Source organism: Pseudomonadota bacterium (assembly GCA_039033415.1).
Classification (GTDB): Bacteria; Pseudomonadota; Gammaproteobacteria; order Xanthomonadales; family SZUA-38; genus JANQOZ01.
On record JBCCCR010000018.1, the window covers coordinates 58,701 to 75,493 of the forward strand.

14 protein-coding genes are annotated in these 16,793 nt (G+C 63.3%); 2 read left to right on the forward strand and 12 right to left on the reverse strand.

What is annotated here, in order from left to right:
- Positions 1–52: 52 nt before the first annotated feature.
- The 10 genes from AAF358_15670 to AAF358_15715 form a co-directional block, all read right to left on the reverse strand.
- Positions 53–688: an exosortase H-associated membrane protein gene (locus AAF358_15670; protein ID MEM7706994.1), complete on the reverse strand. Its 636-nt coding sequence runs from the start codon at positions 686–688 to the stop codon at positions 53–55.
- Entirely contained in the window at positions 685–4,566 is a 3,882-nt protein-coding gene (gene purL / locus AAF358_15675) for a phosphoribosylformylglycinamidine synthase (protein ID MEM7706995.1), read from the reverse strand. The genes AAF358_15670 and purL overlap by 4 nt, the downstream gene beginning before the upstream one ends.
- Before the next feature lie 274 nt (positions 4,567–4,840).
- The gene (locus AAF358_15680; protein ID MEM7706996.1) at positions 4,841–5,575 is read right to left on the reverse strand and encodes a DsbC family protein; all 735 of its coding nucleotides are present in this window, start codon (positions 5,573–5,575) and stop codon (positions 4,841–4,843) included.
- A gap of 136 nt (positions 5,576–5,711) precedes the next feature.
- Positions 5,712–6,614, reverse strand: a complete 903-nt coding sequence (xerD, locus tag AAF358_15685; protein MEM7706997.1) for a site-specific tyrosine recombinase XerD — start codon at positions 6,612–6,614, stop codon at positions 5,712–5,714.
- A gap of 115 nt (positions 6,615–6,729) precedes the next feature.
- Positions 6,730–8,001, reverse strand: coding sequence for a tetratricopeptide repeat protein (locus tag AAF358_15690; protein ID MEM7706998.1), 1,272 nt, complete (start codon positions 7,999–8,001; stop codon positions 6,730–6,732).
- Positions 8,002–8,058: 57 nt separating this feature from the next.
- Positions 8,059–8,703 carry an energy transducer TonB gene (locus AAF358_15695; protein MEM7706999.1) on the reverse strand — a complete coding sequence of 215 codons (645 nt, stop codon included), beginning with the start codon at positions 8,701–8,703 and terminating at the stop codon, positions 8,059–8,061.
- A gap of 2 nt (positions 8,704–8,705) precedes the next feature.
- Positions 8,706–9,110 (reverse strand): biopolymer transporter ExbD, encoded by a 405-nt coding sequence (locus tag AAF358_15700; protein MEM7707000.1) that lies wholly within the window; start codon positions 9,108–9,110, stop codon positions 8,706–8,708.
- Between the two features lie 35 nt (positions 9,111–9,145).
- Positions 9,146–9,670 carry a MotA/TolQ/ExbB proton channel family protein gene (locus AAF358_15705; GenBank protein MEM7707001.1) on the reverse strand — a complete coding sequence of 175 codons (525 nt, stop codon included), beginning with the start codon at positions 9,668–9,670 and terminating at the stop codon, positions 9,146–9,148.
- Positions 9,654–11,060, reverse strand: coding sequence for a MotA/TolQ/ExbB proton channel family protein (locus AAF358_15710; protein ID MEM7707002.1), 1,407 nt, complete (start codon positions 11,058–11,060; stop codon positions 9,654–9,656). The genes AAF358_15705 and AAF358_15710 overlap by 17 nt, the downstream gene beginning before the upstream one ends.
- An 11-nt stretch (positions 11,061–11,071) precedes the next feature.
- Entirely contained in the window at positions 11,072–11,845 is a 774-nt protein-coding gene (locus AAF358_15715; protein MEM7707003.1) for a DUF3450 domain-containing protein, read from the reverse strand.
- A 461-nt stretch (positions 11,846–12,306) separates the two neighbouring features.
- Between AAF358_15715 and AAF358_15720 the strand changes: the two genes are divergently transcribed.
- Positions 12,307–12,795, forward strand: a complete 489-nt coding sequence (locus AAF358_15720) for an RDD family protein (GenBank protein MEM7707004.1) — start codon at positions 12,307–12,309, stop codon at positions 12,793–12,795.
- A 34-nt stretch (positions 12,796–12,829) separates the two neighbouring features.
- Here AAF358_15720 and lptG read toward each other — a convergent pair whose 3' ends face one another.
- Positions 12,830–13,918, reverse strand: coding sequence for an LPS export ABC transporter permease LptG (gene lptG, locus AAF358_15725; GenBank protein ID MEM7707005.1), 1,089 nt, complete (start codon positions 13,916–13,918; stop codon positions 12,830–12,832).
- Positions 13,915–15,015: an LPS export ABC transporter permease LptF gene (lptF, locus tag AAF358_15730; GenBank protein ID MEM7707006.1), complete on the reverse strand. Its 1,101-nt coding sequence runs from the start codon at positions 15,013–15,015 to the stop codon at positions 13,915–13,917. Before lptF ends, lptG begins: the two co-directional genes overlap by 4 nt.
- A 181-nt stretch (positions 15,016–15,196) precedes the next feature.
- Between lptF and AAF358_15735 the strand changes: the two genes are divergently transcribed.
- Positions 15,197–16,669, forward strand: coding sequence for a leucyl aminopeptidase (locus AAF358_15735; protein ID MEM7707007.1), 1,473 nt, complete (start codon positions 15,197–15,199; stop codon positions 16,667–16,669).
- Positions 16,670–16,793: the final 124 nt, after the last annotated feature.

The following is a 16,793-nucleotide window of genomic DNA, read 5'->3' on the forward strand; positions in this document are numbered from 1 at the left end:
TTTCAAGCGAACAACGGCCGCCATGGCCTCAACCGACAAACTTCAACGCGACCTAAGCGCGTCCCCGCCCACCGAGGCCGCCAAGCTGCGGCACCAGGGATTCGATGTATGCTCGATTGAGCAGCAGCCAGAGAATCACCGGCACCACGCTGGGAATAATCAGGTAACCAAACTGATAGGCCAGCGCGGTCGGTGACGGCCCGATACCCACCTCAGCCATCACGGCAGCCCCTTCTGCGCCGAGCTGGAAGTGCAAGGTTTTGAAGGTCTCCCAGATGCTGCCCCACGACTGGACCAGCGCAATCACCAGCCACCCCACCAGGATCTGCAGCGTTCGCGTGAGGTGGCTCAAAGGCGTACAGATCACCAGCCCGGCGAAGAGCGGCAGACCATAACCATAGATCAGCGGGTTGACCGGAATGGCGACCACCGGTTGCCCCTGGCCCGGCCGCATCTGCTCTTCCGGAATGGCCATGAGCACCTCAGCCTCCAGCTCGTGGCCATTTTGGACGACGTTGTAAAACTGTTCTGGCCAGATACCGGTCAGCAGCAGGTCCACCAGCACCGTGACCGGAACCACAAAGAGCTGGCGCCATAGAATCCAGAAAAAGAACGCGAGCGGCAGCCAGAGCAACGCCCGGAGCAGGAAGCCCTTCAGCGTGACCGTGGCGGGCGACGTTTCGCTCATTTGAGCCACGCTCTTGCGTTGAGGAACATCTTTGTCCACGGACCGTAGTCCGGCCAGTCGCCCGGCGCCCACGAGTGCTGGACGGTGCGGAACACGCGTTCGGGGTGGGGCATCATCAGGGTTACGCGCCCGTCAGCATTACACACCCCGGTGATTCCGCCGGGACTCCCGTTCGGATTTTCGGGATACCGCCGGGCAGCCCGACCGTCGGACTTAACGAACCGCAGCGCCAGCCGCCGACCCAGCTGGCCGACGCCTGCCTCCGACTCAAAGAGGCACCGGCCCTCACCGTGAGACACGGCCACAGGCAGGCGTGACCCCTGCATGCCCTGCAGCAGGACCGACGGTGAGTCGGTGATTTCAACCTGGCTCAACCGAGCCTCGAACTGCTCCGACCGGTTTCTGACAAACCGCGGCCAGCCCTCACTGCCGGGGATCAGTTCGCGCAGCGCGGACAGCATCTGGCAGCCGTTGCAGACGCCGAGCACAAATCGGTCCGGGTCGCGGAAAAAATCAGCGAACTGGGCGCGCAAATCCGCGCGGTGCAGAATCGCTTTGGCCCAGCCCTGACCGGCACCGAGCACATCGCCGTAGGAAAACCCGCCGCACGCAGCCAGACCGCTGAACTGTTCGAGCCGCACCTTCCCCTCGATCAGATCGGTCATGTGTACGTCGACGGGCGTAAAGCCAGCGAAGTGAAACGCCGCCGCCATCTCCGTATGGCCGTTCACTCCCTGCTCGCGCAAAATGGCGACCTGGGGTTTGTGATCCTGCCGCTGCGCCTGCCTGACCTGATCGGGCAGTTCATCGAGATCAAAACTGAGATGAGGGTTCAATCCGGGATAATTCTGGGCGATGGCCTCGCGCTCTTCATCGACGCAGGCGGGGTTGTCGCGCAGCCGGGCAACCGCGTGGCTGGTTTCCTCCCAGACTCGCTGCAGCCCGCTGCGCGTGCTCGAAACCAGCGTACGCCCCTGCTGGTTGATCAGCACCTGTCCGTCGCTGCGCGGCCTGGCCAGCAGCTGGCAGGCCAGCCCACGGCGGTGGAACGCCTGCGTCACATGGTCGACATTGTCGGCGCGGACCTGGATCACCGCGCCCGCCTCTTCGTTAAACAGCCAGGGCAGCGCGTTGGCATCGTCGGGCACCTCGATATCGAGTCCGCAGCGCGCCGCAAAGGCCATTTCGAGCGCGCAGGTGACGGCGCCGCCGTCCGAGCGGTCGTGGTATGCCAGCAGCAGCCGCTGTGCGTTGAGTGAGGTGATCAGCTCAAAAAAGATTCCGAGCGGCTCCGGCTGTACGTCTGGCGCTTCTGCGCTGACGGTGCCGTAAGCCTGGGCCAGCGCGCTGCCGCCCAACCGCTGCGCGCCGGCCGACAACTCCACCAGCAGCAGCGGATGCAGTGCGTCCACCTTCAGCTGCGGCGTCAGCGCCCGGCGCACGTCCGCCACCGGCGCGAAGCCGCTCACGACTAGCGACAGCGGCGCCCGGCGGCGCTGCTCCTGCCCCGTTTCATCGGTCCACACGGTTTGCATCGACAGCGAGTCTTTGCCGACCGGAATGGTCAGCGACAGCTTGGGGCAAAACTCCATGCCGACCGCTTTCACCGCGTCGAAGAGACGTGCGTCCTCCCCCGCGGCGCCGGCGGCCGCCATCCAGTTGGCCGACAGCTTGATCCTGGACAGCCGGCCGATGCCGCTGCCCGCCAGATTGGTGACCACCTCCGCCACCGCCATCCGGGCGGCCGCGGGTGCGTCCAGCAATGCTATGGGCGTGCGCTCGCCAACCGCCATCGCCTCGCCGGCGTGTCCATGAAAATCCGCCAGCGTCACCGCGGAGTCCGCCACCGGCACCTGCCACGGCCCGATCATCTGGTCGCGGCTCACCAGCCCACCCACCGTGCGGTCACCGATGGTGATCAGAAAGCGCTTGCTGGCGACCGAAGGAATCCGCAAGACCCGCAGCAGCGCCCGTTCCAGCTTGATGTCGGCCAGCGGCAGCCGGCTGAGGGGTAGCGGCAGCCGACGAACGTCCCGGCTTAGCTTCGGCGGCTTGCCAAACAGCACCGACATCGGCAGATCCACCGCCGGCTCATTCAGCAGCTCGTCGTTCAGGCGCAGGTGGCACTCACTCGTGGCCCGACCCAGATTGGCTACCGGACATCGCTCTCGCTGGCAGAACGCGAGAAACAGCGCCAGCCCCGACTCCGCGACGCCCAGCACGTAGCGCTCCTGGGCCTCGTTGCTCCAGATCTGCATCGGCGACAGGCCGGAGTCACCCAGCGGGATTCGACGCAGCTCGAGCATGCCCCCGCGCTCGGCATCATTCAGCAGCTCGGGGATCGCGTTGGACAAACCGCCGGCACCGACGTCATGAATCGACTCGATCGGATTGTCCTCGCCCAGCGCCCAGCACCGATCGATGACCTCCTGGCACCGTCGCTGCATTTCGGGGTTGTCCCGCTGCACCGAAGCGTAGTCGAGCTCTGAGTCGGAGCTCCCGCTGCTCATCGACGAGGCGGCGCCACCACCGAGACCAATCAGCAGCGCCGGACCACCTAGCACCAGCACATGATGGCCAGGCTTGAGCGGCTTTTTCAGCACCGCGTGCGGGCCGATACTCCCCATGCCGCCGGCGAGCATGATCGGCTTGTGATAACCGTAGGCAACTCCACCCAGCCGCGCTTCAAAGGATCGGAAGTAGCCGCAGAGCGCCGGGCGACCAAACTCGTTGTTGAAGCTCGCTGCACCGATCGGCCCCTCGAGCATGATTTCCAGGGCGCTGGCCATGTGGGGCGGTCGGGCGGTGTCTTCCTCCCACGGGCGCGGGTTATCGGGCAAGTGTAGATCGGCGACAGAAAACCCGGTTAACCCGGCTTTGGGTTTGCCGCCGCGCCCGGTGGCCGCTTCATCGCGGATCTCGCCGCCGGAACCCGTCGCCGCCCCTGGGTAGGGTGAGATACCCGTCGGGTGGTTGTGGGTTTCGACCTTGATCATGAAGTGACTGGGTTCCCGCCGGCTGACATAGCGCTGGGTTTTCGGGTCGACCATCCAGCGCTCGGCGGTGCTTCCCTCGACCACCGCCGCGTTGTCGCTGTAGGCGCTGAGTACCCCATCAGCAAAACGCTCGTGGGTGTTGCGGATCATGCCGAACAGCGAGCGCTCCGCCGACACAGCGTCAACCCGCCAGTCGGCGTTAAAAATTTTGTGACGGCAGTGCTCCGAGTTGGCCTGCGCAAACATCATCAGCTCGGCGTCTGTCGGGTCCCGGCCGAGCTCACCGTAGGCGGCCGTGAGGTAATCGATTTCGTCCTCTGCGAGCGCCAGACCCAGCGCGCGATTGGCGCTGACGAGTGCCTCACGGCCCAGCCGCCACACCGCCACCCGGCCAACCGGCTGCGGTTTGCCCTGTTCGAACAGGGCCCTCACCCCGGTCAGGTCCGCCAACACCTGTGAGGTCATTCGGTCGTGGAGGTGCAGCGTCTCGAGCGGTTGGCGAACGGGTGCAGCAAACTGGTAGCGGACTCCGCGTTCCACCCGTCTGACCCAGCCAAGGCCGCAGCCCCGGACGATCTCTGTGGCTTTGCTCGACCAGGGGCTGATCGTGCCTTCCCGGGGCAACACAAACACCATGCTGTGATCCTGGGATTCCAGGGAGATCTCGTCGCGTGCGCCCAGCAGGGAGGACAGCTCAACCCAGTGGGCGTCACTCACCGTGCGGGCCGCCGATCGAGTAGTCGCGGCCAGGAAGACCTCCCTCGCCTCCATCAGCTCCGGCACGGCACCACCGCCACGGGCGGCAGCCCGGGCGGACAGCTGACGATTGATTTTCTCCAGCCGAAACACCGACAGGTACGGGGCTCCGGAGAGGCAGCGCAGCAGCATCTGGTCAGAACCTCGGGATTTGCGGCGGAACGACGATCTGACCGGAGCATAAGACGGTCTGACTCGAGGCGTTCACGCCATTCGTGCGGCCAATCATCTGGTGAGGAAAACCCGAAGCCGGAGCAGGCCCGATGATACCGGAATCCAGTGCCCGCGGGCGACCCAGGCCGCTTCGCGGCCGTTCAAAAGACGGGGTTTTGGTGCGGCTCTTGCGGCCGCCGTGGGAGGGAGCTAGCCCCGCCCGCAGCGTCAGAATCCGGGCGGCGGTCTAGGGCGTCGCCAGCTGCTGGAGACGCACGATCAGATCAGCCGGCGGAACATACCCAGGAATCAGCGTGCCGCTATCGGTGACGAGTGCCGGTGTCCCGGTGACCCCCAGCTCCCGACCCAGGTTATAGTGGCTTTCGATCGGGTTGTCACACTGCGCCGCCGCAGGCTCTTCGCCCGACTTGGCGAGCGTCATTGCCGCATTCTGGTCCGGAGCACACCAGACGGAGACCGCTTTATCGAAGGAGTGAGAGCCTAGACCGGCACGCGGGAAAAACAGGTAGTCGACCTCAATGCCGAGACGATTATATTCAGCGATCTGGTCGTGAAGCCGTCGGCAGTAACCACAGTCGATGTCGGTGAACACGGTAATTCGATGCTTCTTTTCGCCGTTGGCCGCAAACCGGATCCGCTCACCATCGGTCACGCCTTCCAGGCGGCTACTGCGCACCGCACCTTTGCTGGCCTCCGACAGGTTGCGCCGGGTGGCCATTTCGATCAGCTGCCCGTCGATTAGATACTTGCCGTCGTTCGACACGTAGACCAGCTGGGCCCCCAGCAGCACCTCCATGAAGCCGGCAAAAGGTGCCTGTTTGACGGAATCGATCTGGACGTCCGGCACCAGTCGCTGCATCGCCGCGCGCACGGCAGATTCGCTGCCCGACACGCCAGGCTGGGCCATCGCGACTGAGGAGATGAGGCTGGCGATGACCAGCAGCAGAGTCTTTCTGTTCATGGTGTTCACTACGTTGATGTTCGCTCGTGGGACCGGTTTGGCCCCGAAAAATTCCGCTACCTTAGCATTTTGCCTCGTGCGCGGCGTGGTTGACCCGATACTCGGCGGAAAAGTGCCGCCGGAACCGGCCAACGGGTCACCCCCGAGGGTGGTGCTTGCGATGCAGCTCCGACAAATGATCGGTGGCCACATGGGTGTAAATCTGTGTGGTCGACAGATCGCCATGACCGAGCAGCAGCTGGATAACCCTCAGGTCTGCGCCGTGATTCAACAGATGGGTGGCAAACGAATGGCGCAGCGTGTGCGGCGACAGGTGGTCCTCGATGCCCGCCTGCTGCGCGTGCCGACGGATCAGGTGCCAGAACGCTTGCCGGGTCATGCCGGCGCCGCGGCGCGTGACGAACACCGCCTCACAGCTTCGGTCCCCGAGCAGGTCAGGGCGTGAGGTTTCCAGGTAGCGCGTCAGCCAGTGGAGCGCGGCTTCGCCGATCGGCACCAGGCGCTCCTTGCTGCCTTTGCCCACGACCCTGACCGCGCCCTGTCGCGTGCTGATTTCCGACGCTTTGAGATTGACCAGTTCGGACACGCGCAGTCCGGTGGCGTAGAGCAGCTCAATCATCGCCCGATCACGCAGGCCCAGCGCGGTGGTCACATCGGGCGCTGCCAGCAGGCGCTCCACCTGATCCTCGGAGATAGCGCCGGGCAAAGGGCGGCGGAGCTTTGGGGCCTCGATTCGTTCGCTGGGGTTATCGCTGCGCCGCCCGCTATCCAGCAGAAACCGATAAAACACCCGCAAGCACGACAGCAGGCGGGCATTAGAGGCCAGACTGAAGCCGATTTGAGCGCGGCGCCCGAGATACTCCAGTAGATCCCCTCGCTCCGCGGTCAGCAGCGTGTGTTCCCGCGCCGCAAGCCAGAGCGACAGGCCGCTCAGATCGAAGCGGTACGCGGCCAGCGTGTTCTCGGCGGCTCCATCTCGCGCCCAGAGCTGATCGACAAACTGCTCGATCAGCGGGTCGGTTGCGGGTGAGGCGCTCAACGGTTTGCTCGGTTGGACGTGGACCGCCCAAAAAAAAGACAGCGGTGATCGCTCACCGCTGCCCTTAAAGTCTGATCCAGGTAGGCCCAGTCAGGGCAACCCTGATCGAGCTGATTCAGGGGCCCGAACGCTTCGACAATTCGTCCAGGTGGTTCAGCCACTGCTGGGCGCTCTGTCGCGTCTTGTCATACTTGCGGGCGGTCTGGAAGGCGGTCCGAGCGGCTCTGGTGTTCTCGGTATTCAGCTCCGCCATCCCCAGCAGCACATACATGTTGCCCGTCTGGGTTTCGGTGAGCCCGCCTTTGTCGATGGCCGCGGTAAGCGACTTTTTGGCCGCACCCCAGTCTTCCTTATCGATCAGAATGTGAGCCACCTGCATATCCAGCTTGCCGTCCAGCGAGAGTTCTGCGGCGTTGGCCAGCGCCACGACCGCCTTATCGAGCTCCTGCGACGCGTACCAGGCATTACCCAGCTGCTCCCAGTATTTCTGCGTCGGTTCAATCACCCCGCTTTCGAGACCCTCGGACAGGATTTCTGCCGCTTTGACAGGCAGCTCCAAATAGCCATAGAGGCTGAACAGCTGGATCAGCTCCTGCTCGGTCTCAAGCATTCCGCGTCGGTGTGCCAGCGCGAGGAGCGCCAGCGCTTCCTTATCGTTTTTGAGCGTCACGTTGATCGAAGAAAGCTGCGTCCAGTACTGCTTTTTTTCAGGCCAGCCGCGCAGCAGGATCTCAAGCGTCTCCCGCGACTCGGGGAACTGCTTCAGCTCGTAGTGCATCGCCAGCTTCAGCTGATACCAGGTTTCTTTCGGCGCGTCCGACATCCCGATGGCGATGTCGATGTTTTCCAGGGCTTTGACGAAGTCGTCGCGTTGAGCATAGATCGACGCCCGCAGCTCGTAGGCCTCGACCTTGACCTGGCCGGACTCTTCCTGCCACTTGTCGATCCAGCGCAGGGAATCATCGTAGCGCTCACGCATGTAGTAGAGCTGAGCGATCTGGAACATGGCGTCAAAGTGGGGCTGGTTGGGCAACACGTCCATTTCGACGATCTGCTCGTAAAGCTTCAGCGCGCTGTCGAAATCATCCGACGCCATTTGTGCCTGGGCGAGTCCAAACATCGCCTGCGATCGCTCGTAGGGGTCTTTGATCTTCTCGACCAGTTCGGCGAACTCAATTTTTGCCTCGGCGTACTCCTCGTTTGCAACCAGCTCCCAAGCCTTCTGCACCGCGTTGAAGTTGCGCTCGTTTTTCCACACGGCGGCCGGCGGCTCACGGGTGGAGGCATCTTCCTGGGCCAAGACTGAGGTCAGGGGCAGCGCGAGGGCGAGCGACAAACATAACGCCAGGCTGAGCGCTGAGGGGCGAAACAGTCGAGTTTTGGTCATTCTGATCTCCACTTGAGACGGCACCGGCTGCCTGGATTAGCGACAGCCGGAGGGTTATCAGGTATCAGCGAGTTTAAATTCGAGGGTCTGGGTTGCCCGCCTGGCAACCGCCGTACCGTCGATCACCCGCGGCTTAAATTTCCACTTGAGGATCGCGCGAATCGCCTCGCGGTCAAACACTCGAGGGGGTTTGGAATCCACCACCGAAGGATCGGTCACGGTACCCGATTCGGTAATCGTAAACTCGACGGTCACGTAACCCTCGATCTTCGCGATCGCCGCCCGCCGCGGATACTGCGGCTGGATCCGGACCAGCGGGATGATGTCCCCCTCGGAGTTGGCGTCGCCGGCACCGAAGCCGCCCAGGAACGGGCCGCTACCGCTGACCGGCACGTCCAGCTTCGGCATATTCATGTTCGGCATCGGTGTCACCACCCGATCCATGTTCTGCACGTTCATCTTCGGCGGTGGCGGCGGATCTTTCGGCGGCGGCGGCTTCTTGGGCACTTCGCGGTTCTTGACGTTCAGGTCCTCCTCAAGATCGATCGGCCCAAACCGGATCCCCGGTGGTACGTCGCCTTTGTCGCCCAGCCCAGGGCCACCCGAGATCAGATACTGCATGAAGAGAAACAGGGAGACCGTGACCGCTACCGCCAGCAGCAGACAAATTCCGGTCCGCACGTTGTCCTGCATCGCTACCATGATTACCTCCCGGGTTTTTCAGCCGCTACCGAAATGGCGTTCACTCCAGCCAGCTTCACCTGGTCCATCACCGAAACCAAAATACCGGTGGCAGACTTGTCGTCAGCGATGATCACCACGCTGCCCTCGGGGTTCTCGGCGTGGGCTTTCTCCACGTTGGCGCGGACAGCCCGCACCTCAACCCGCCGTTTGTTCATCCAGACCTCACCGTTCTCGCTGATCGCAATCATGATACTGCCCTTGGTTTTCTTCTCCGCCGTGTTGGCGGTCGGGCGGCTCACATCGATTCCCGACTCCTTAACAAACGAGGTGGTCACGATGAAAAAGATCAGCATGATGAACACAATGTCCAGCATGGGCGTAATATTGATTTCGGTATCGTCTTCCTGGCCGTGTCGACGTCGCATCGGGCTTTCCTCGTTCGGTTGGGATCCGGCGGCGCTCAGTGGCGCTGCATCAGGTCCCCTAATTTATGGGTTTCGGTTTTGTGCCAGTACTCAAAGCGGGTGCCGAAGTAGACCCCGGAAAGGGCCGCGACCATGCCTGCCATGGTCGGAACGGTCGCTTTGGACACGCCAGACGCCATCGCGCGGGCGTTGCCGGTCCCGGTGATGGCCATGATGTCGAAAACGTTCAGCATACCGGTGACCGTTCCCAGCAGGCCGAGCAGCGGACACAGGGCAATCAACGTTTTCACGAGCAAAATATTGCGGCCCATGTCGTTGCTCACTTCCGAAATCATCGCCTGGCGAATCTGACGGGCGTGCCATGAGTTGGTGTCGACCCGGGCGTCCCAGGCGCTGATGACCTGGCGCATCCGTCGGGGGTGCACCATTTTGAAGTACCACATGCGCTCCAAAATAAAGGTCCACATCAGCAGCAAAACCGCCATGATGGCCCATAACACCCCCCCGCCGAGCTCGATGAACTCGGCAAGGTTGGTCGAAATGTTAGACAGCCACGCCATCCTGCTTCTCCGCAATGCGAGCGACGATACCGGCGCTCTGCTCTTCGAGGATCTGAATCAGAGCGCGCGAGCGGCTCTGCAGCAGACTGTGCAGGAAGGTGAGCGGAATCGCCACACACAGGCCCAACACCGTGGTGATGAGTGCCTGGGAAATGCCGCCTGCCATCATCTTCGGATCGCCGGTACCAAACAGGGTGATGGCCTGGAAGGTCCCGATCATACCGACCACCGTGCCGAGCAGACCCAGCAGCGGTGCGATCACGTACAGCATCTTGATGAAGCTCAAGCCCGACTCCAAAGGTCCGGTTTCCCGCAGAATTGCCTCGTCCAGTTTCAACTCTAACGTCTCAACGTCGGCATCGGGGTTTTCGGCGTAAACCGCCAGGACCCGGCCGAGCGCGTTGCCACTGTCGGGCGCAGATTTCTTGAGCTGGCTGCTGATGGCCATGCCTTTGGTGAACAGCAGCACGCCCCGGAAGGCCGCCACCGCGAGTCCGAGCAGGCCGATGGCCATAATCACGTAGCCGATCAGGCCCGCGTCACCCATCTCAGAGAGCACTCCGTCACCGATACCCAGGCGCTCAGCCCAGGTCTTGGTCTGAACCACCAGGGACAGAATCACGCCGCGGGTAAAATCGACCGCCATCGGCTCGGCGGTGCCTGCCGCAGCACCCTCAAACCCGCCGACCAGGCCCAGGAAACGACCCGGGGGCTGGCGCTCGAGCTCAGCCAGAATGCCTTGCTTATGGTCGGTGGACGGCTCCTGCCACTGCAGGAACTTGCCGCCGGAGATCGCGTTGAACACGCCGACTCGCGTGACTTCCTGCGCGCGGTCGATCTCGCCGTTCGGACGCAGAATGTCGGCCGTGAACTTGGTCACCTTGCCCTGCTCGGTCAGCTCCCGCTGGACCTCATACCAAAGCTGCTGTAGCTCCGGGATGTTGGGCAGCTCTTTGCGCTGGGCCAGCGTGCCGAGAAACTCCTCGCGACCCGGGAGCTGGGCGCTGACGATCGAGCCCTCAACCTTGCCCTTAAAGTCGTTCGATACCTGCCGAACGACGCCAAACATCTCACCGAGGTTCCCCATGCGCTCATTGAGGACGGTTTCGAGTTCAGCGAGCGTCTGTTCATTTTCGTCGAACGCGTTCTTCAGCCGATCTGACTTGTCTTCCTCGGCCTGGAGCGCGGCCCGAGCCTGGGACAGAAGCTGGCGCTGCTGGTTGCGGTTGGCTCGGAAGGTGTCTTCACGCTGCTTATTTTCAGCGGTCTGGCGGCTGGCAGCCGCTTTGGTCTCGTCCAGGAGCTGGTCGAGCGTTTGTGCGCCAACCGGCGCAGCCAGCACGCACGCGGTGGCGCCGGCGATCAGCAACGTGCTGAGTCGTTGGGTCATTTGACGGATCATCATTTTGCACCCCCAGCGGCCGGAACCGGCAGCTTGACCAGATTGAAGGCCTCCTGGTTGTTGGCCATGCGCACCGCGTTATTAATCGGGGTGACGTAGCTCCCGTCGAGCTCCTCCCAGTTGCGGCTGTTCGGATTCCACCAGCCCACCTGCTCACCGTCGAGCGATTGATAGATCAGCAGCGTGCGACCGACCACCAGGAAATTCACGGTCCGATCGGTTTCCGGAAGCTTGCCCTGGTAGGAGAAAACGTTCCGCCCGAGATCGATTTCGCGCTGGTAGGCGTCCATCACGCGTCGATACTTTTCGGAGGTCGTGACGTCCGCGCGATAAATGGTGTCCTGCAGATCCAATACAATGTTGCGGCGCTGCTCGAGCTGAAACGGCACGTCAGCCTCGACGATCTGCTCCAGCGTGTCGATCATTTCGATCAGCAGCGGAACCACACCGCGGTTGGTGCTCTCAAGCTGCTCCAGCTGCCGATTGACTGCGTCAATTTCGCTGACCTGGTTGTTCACGACCCGCTGCAGCTGGTCGTTATAAACGCGGAGCGACTCAGTTTCGCGGAGGACCCGCCGATACTCGGCAATGAGATCTTCGGTTTCCGAAGCGAGATTGTTGATTCGATCCTGCGATTGGCGGGTGTCCTGGTTGGTTTGCTGTTCGGTTTGAACCGATGAGTCCAGCACGTCAGCCAGGCTGCTGCCGGTGGTCAAGCTCGCAACGAGCGCCACGGCTGCCCAGTCCACAGCGCGAAATGGTCGGATTGGCATATTGTTTTGTCCCAACTTTGTAGGCTAAAAAGTCGCAACTGGCGTCTTCCGAACCCCTCGGAAGGGCTTCGTGGCACAAGAACGCCGGTTGTCCCAGTCGTTTGAGGCCGAACAGCTTAGCGCCTGTCTGTGTAAAAGCAAACGAAGCCGGGTCGTGCCCCCCGGGGCGATAATGACGTCTCGCTGCGTGCCTCGACAAGGCCGGCCGGAGACCCATTCCCACAACGCCTTGTACCGGCATTTTCGTAGGGCCCAAGCCGGGAAAGTTAGCAGCCTTTACCCATAGCTGACAAGCCTGGCCCCGGCCCTCGCACCCTGATCGACGACCCCGGGGCCGAAGCCGCCCGGGAGGACCCGCTACCTGGTGTTACCCCGATTCAGGCTACCGGAACCCGGTTGGCACACCCCAAAAACGGTCTCTTCACGGCGCCATGCAGTAAGCTCGCACCATGGATGCCAACGTGCCAACAGAAAGCTCCGGCAGCCCCGCGGGTTCGGCCTCAACGGAGCCAGAAGGGGTGCCGGAGTACGCACCGTGGTGGCAGCTTTTGCTCGCCAACCTCTATGATTGGCTTGCGATTGTCGGCCTGCTTTTTGTGGCGACCGCCCCTTGGGCGATGCTCAGCAGCGGCGATGTCGTTACCGCCGGATCGCTGGCGTTTCAGCTGTATCTCCTGGCGCTGATCAACGCGTATTTCTGCTTCAGCTGGTGGCGGGGAGGTCACACCCTGGGTATGCGCCCGTGGCGGATGCAGCTTCGCCGATCCGACGGTGCACTCCCGACCCTCGCTCAGTGCCAGCTGAGGTTTTGGGTAGCGGTGCTGTCCTGGAGTGTCGGTGGCCTGGGCCTGGTTTGGCAGCTGGGTGGCAAAGGCACATGGCACGACATCGCCAGTTCGACTCGGGCGGTGAAAGTCATCATCCACAAGAAGCCGCGCACCAAGGCGTAACCCGCGGCGGCCGGATACCCAAGCGCCGCCGAGTTCAGTTACCCCGCCGCAGGGCCCACAGCGTCACCAGCGCAAACAGGCCGCTGGGCAGCAGCGCAGCCAGCACCGGCGAGATGTCGTAAACCTGAGCCAGGCTGCCCGACCACCGGTTGACCAGGTGAAACCCGATCCCCAGCAGCATGCCCACGAAAAGGCGCCCACCCAGCGTGCCTGCCCGAACCCCCTGAAAAAGGAACGGCGTGGCGGCAAACACGATGACAAGCGTCGACAGCGGGTACGCCAATCGAGCCCAAAGGGCCGCCTCGTAGGGCCTGGCGTTCAAGGCATTCTGCTCCAGATAGCTCACGTAGGGCCGCAGCTCGTGGATCGGCAGGTTTTTGGGGCGGGTGATGGCCGCGCGGATCTGACTGGGCCGGATCAGGGAATCCCACGTTTCCTCGACCGGCTGTTCGGTGCTGACCCGGCCTTCCGCCAACCGGCTGCGACGCAGCTCCGACAACGTCCACCGGCCGTTTTCGAAGCGGGCACTGCTGGCCGAGGTTGCCTGCCGCAGCCGCCCCTCCTCAAACTCAAAGACATCGATGTCCGCCAGCACCACCGGCTCCGTTGGGTCCGCGTTGGCGACCAGTGGTCTTCGGGCATGGATCACCCGATCGCCGTCTCGCACCCAGAGCCCCGCATCACTGGAGAGCGCCACCCCTTCGGTGGTGGCCCGCAGGCGCATGGCTTTGGCGAGCCGATCTCCGGCCGGTCCGACCACCTCGCTCAGCAGCAAGATCGGGAGGAGCAGCACCGCCGCCGCGAGCACTACCGCAAGAGCGATCCGCAGCCGCGATAGGCCGACGGTCCGGTAGGCCACAATTTCTCCGCTGGCCGCCATGCCGCCGACGCCGAGCAGGGCGCCGACCACCGCGGCCGTCGGAAACAGGTTGGCCGCATGCTGCGGGATCACCAGCAGCGTGAACTGAACCGCATTGCCGGCGGTGTAGGTCCCGCGACCGACGTCCCCCAGCTCTGCGATCAGCGTAAACACCGCGTCGAGCGAAACCAGCACCGCCAGCGCCAAACCCATCCCCGCGATCGCCGTGCGGCCAATGTGCCGATCAGCAATAGCGCCAATCATGGGGTAGCTGCACCCAGGGGCGGCGGCGGCTGGGACGCCTGCCGGCGGCGATGGCGATTACGCAGCAGCCACAGCGCCAGCAGCACGCCGTCGAGGTGGATCCACCACAGGCCAGCGGAGCGCCAGCCCGGATCGTCCTCCAGCCAGGAGGTGCCGATGGCCAGCAGATTGGCGTAGGTCACATAGATCATGATGGCGAGCACCATATTGCCGAAATAACCGCGTCTCGGGTTGGTGCGGGACAAAGGCACCGCGAGCATGGTCAGCACCACCATCGCGGCGATCGGCGCAATCCGCCAGTGGAACTCCGCGTGGTGATAGGGGGTCTCGCCGGCCATCACCTCCGCGAGCGGCAGCGCGCCAAATTTGGTGATCACCTGGTCTTTCGCCGGGTCGGGGAGGCGAAGATCGTTGCGGACAAATTTCATCCATCGATAGTCGCCGGCACCGGGCGTACCTTCGCTGCGCTCTCCATCGCGCAGCGCGAGATAACGTGCACCACTCGCGTCTTGGTATTGATACCCGCTGTCGGCAGTGACAATGTCTTTCCGCCCGTTGCGCTCGATATGGATGAAAGCATTGCGAAACGACCCGTCAGCTTCGAGAGAGCCCACGTAAACCACGCTGCCGCCGCTGGCAAACTCGTGGAACCGCCCGGCCTGCAGGCCGGCCACCGACAGGTCGCTCGCGGCTCGGGCAATCAGCGTTTTGGAGGTCCGAAGTGCCCAGGGCGCAATCCATAGCGACAAGATCGTGATCATCACCAGCATCGGCGCCAGCAGCCACGCCAACGGCCGAAACAGGCTCCGCTGACCCATCCCGCACGCCGCCAGCACGGTCAGTTCCTCGTCCCGGTAGAGCCGGCCGAAACCCAAAATGATGCCGAGAAACAGCGACAGCGGCAGGAGTATGGTGAGTCCCTCCAGGCTCTTCAGCATCAGCTGCGTCATCAGCAAATTCGAGGGCACGCGACCCATCGCCACGTCCGCCAGCGTGTCGCCGACCGCCAGTCCAACGGTGACACACAGCAGCACGGCGAGGACGCCAAGCCAGGTTAAGCCAACCGTCCTCAGCAGGTATCTGTCGGCGATTCGCATGGGTTTACCGCAGGTTAAATTCCTTTAAAATACCGGGTCATTTTAGCAACGGGCGCGACGGGGGTGTCGAGCCCGTTATCGTTTCGGCAAGCGCCCTTATCCATGGTGGATCCATGGGTGGTCCTCGTCCAGCCGTGTCCATGGCGCCAGCAGCGCCCCAACCATGTGAGATGTTGAACCCATGAAATTTTCCGTAGCTGAACAGTCAGCGGTTGAAGTTGCGACGCCCTGCCTCATCATCGGTGTGCATGAACAGGCTCGGCTCCGGGGAGCGGCCGCGGCAGTCAACAAAGCGAGCGGCGGGCGGCTGTTGAAGATGCTCAAAAGCGGCGACATCGCCACCCAGGTTGGCAAGATGTTTCTCTGGCCGGACGTGCCCGGGGTCAAGGCCGACCGGGTGTTGGTGGTCGGCTGCGGCAAGGCGGAAGAATTTGGCCCCTCGTCGCTGCAGGCGGCAACCGCTGGCGCCATGTTTTTCCTGGCCGGGCGCAACGTTCGCGCAGCCGCCTGTGCGCTGCCCGAGCTGACCATCAGCGGGCATACAGCGGCCTGGCGAACCCGACTCTGCGCACTCGCCTGCGCCTTCGGCGCCTACCGCTACACCGCCACCAAGGCCCGCAGCGCTCGGCGTTCGGCGGTATCCCGGGTGACCTTTTTCGGGGATAAGACGCTGCGTAAACCGCTCCGCGAAGCGGCCGCGATGGCCGCCGGCGTTGAGCGGGCCCGGGAGCTGGGTAATCTGCCGCCGAACATCTGTACCCCCAGCTACATCGCCCAGGAATGTCGTTCGATGGCGGAGAAGCTGCCGAACTGCAAGTCCCGGGTGCTCAGCCGCAAGGAGCTGGAGAATCTCGGCATGGGCTGCCTGCTGGGCGTTTCCCAGGGCAGCGCTCACCCGCCCAAGCTGGTGGTACTCACCTACCAGGGAGCGGCGAAAAGCGCGGCGCCGGTGGTCCTCGTCGGGAAGGGCATCACGTTCGATACGGGCGGTATCTCCCTGAAGCCCGGCAAGGGTATGGACGAGATGAAGTACGACATGTGCGGCGCCGCCAGCGTCATCGGGGCGTTTGCCGCCTGCGCTGCGCTCAAGCTGAAAATCAATCTGGTGACGCTCGTCCCGGCCGTGGAGAACATGCCTGACGGGAAGTCATATCGTCCCGGTGACGTCCTGACCAGCATGTCCGGCCAGACGGTGGAAGTACTCAACACCGACGCCGAGGGCCGACTCATACTTTGCGATGCGCTCACCTACGCCGAGCGCTTCAAGCCCCAGGCGGTGGTCGACGTGGCAACGTTGACCGGAGCGTGCGTGATCGCTCTGGGTAAGCACGCCAGCGGCCTGATGACGCCCCACGACAAGCTGGCCGCCGAGCTGGTGGATGCCGGGGAAGACACCCACGACCGAGCGTGGCGTCTGCCCCTGTGGGACGACTACCAGCCTCAGCTCGATACACCCTACGCCGATATGGCCAACATCGGCGGCCCGACCGCCGGCGCGATCACGGCGGGCTGCTTTCTTGCCCGGTACACCAAAGCCTTCGACTGGGCGCATCTGGATATCGCCGGCAGCGGCTGGGACGGCGGCACCAAGAATGGCGCCAGCGGCCGACCGGTGGCGCTGCTGACGCAGTTCCTGATCAATCGCGCCGGCTGACACACCCAGTGTCCTGTCACGTTAATTGGTTGCATTTCAGAGCCCCGTTGGGCGCCAAGATCAAGGCGCATCGCGCCGGCAATGGCCGTAGCCCTTGGCAAGCGATGCAACGCGGTTTTTGGTG

What these genes read in the sequence shown, in the direction of transcription:
- AAF358_15735 (MEM7707007.1), top strand. Translation starts at nt 15,197, where the DNA reads ATGAAATTTTCCGTAGCTGAACAGTCAGCGGTTGAAGTTGCGACGCCC.
- AAF358_15695 (MEM7706999.1), bottom strand. Translation starts at nt 8,703, where the DNA reads ATGGTAGCGATGCAGGACAACGTGCGGACCGGAATTTGTCTGCTGCTG.
- AAF358_15715 (MEM7707003.1), bottom strand. Translation starts at nt 11,845, where the DNA reads ATGCCAATCCGACCATTTCGCGCTGTGGACTGGGCAGCCGTGGCGCTC.
- AAF358_15710 (MEM7707002.1), bottom strand. Translation starts at nt 11,060, where the DNA reads ATGACCCAACGACTCAGCACGTTGCTGATCGCCGGCGCCACCGCGTGC.
- AAF358_15690 (MEM7706998.1), bottom strand. Translation starts at nt 8,001, where the DNA reads ATGACCAAAACTCGACTGTTTCGCCCCTCAGCGCTCAGCCTGGCGTTA.
- AAF358_15700 (MEM7707000.1), bottom strand. Translation starts at nt 9,110, where the DNA reads ATGCGACGTCGACACGGCCAGGAAGACGATACCGAAATCAATATTACG.
- AAF358_15705 (MEM7707001.1), bottom strand. Translation starts at nt 9,670, where the DNA reads ATGGCGTGGCTGTCTAACATTTCGACCAACCTTGCCGAGTTCATCGAG.
- AAF358_15670 (MEM7706994.1), bottom strand. Translation starts at nt 688, where the DNA reads ATGAGCGAAACGTCGCCCGCCACGGTCACGCTGAAGGGCTTCCTGCTC.
- AAF358_15680 (MEM7706996.1), bottom strand. Translation starts at nt 5,575, where the DNA reads ATGAACAGAAAGACTCTGCTGCTGGTCATCGCCAGCCTCATCTCCTCA.
- lptF (MEM7707006.1), bottom strand. Translation starts at nt 15,015, where the DNA reads ATGCGAATCGCCGACAGATACCTGCTGAGGACGGTTGGCTTAACCTGG.
- lptG (MEM7707005.1), bottom strand. Translation starts at nt 13,918, where the DNA reads ATGATTGGCGCTATTGCTGATCGGCACATTGGCCGCACGGCGATCGCG.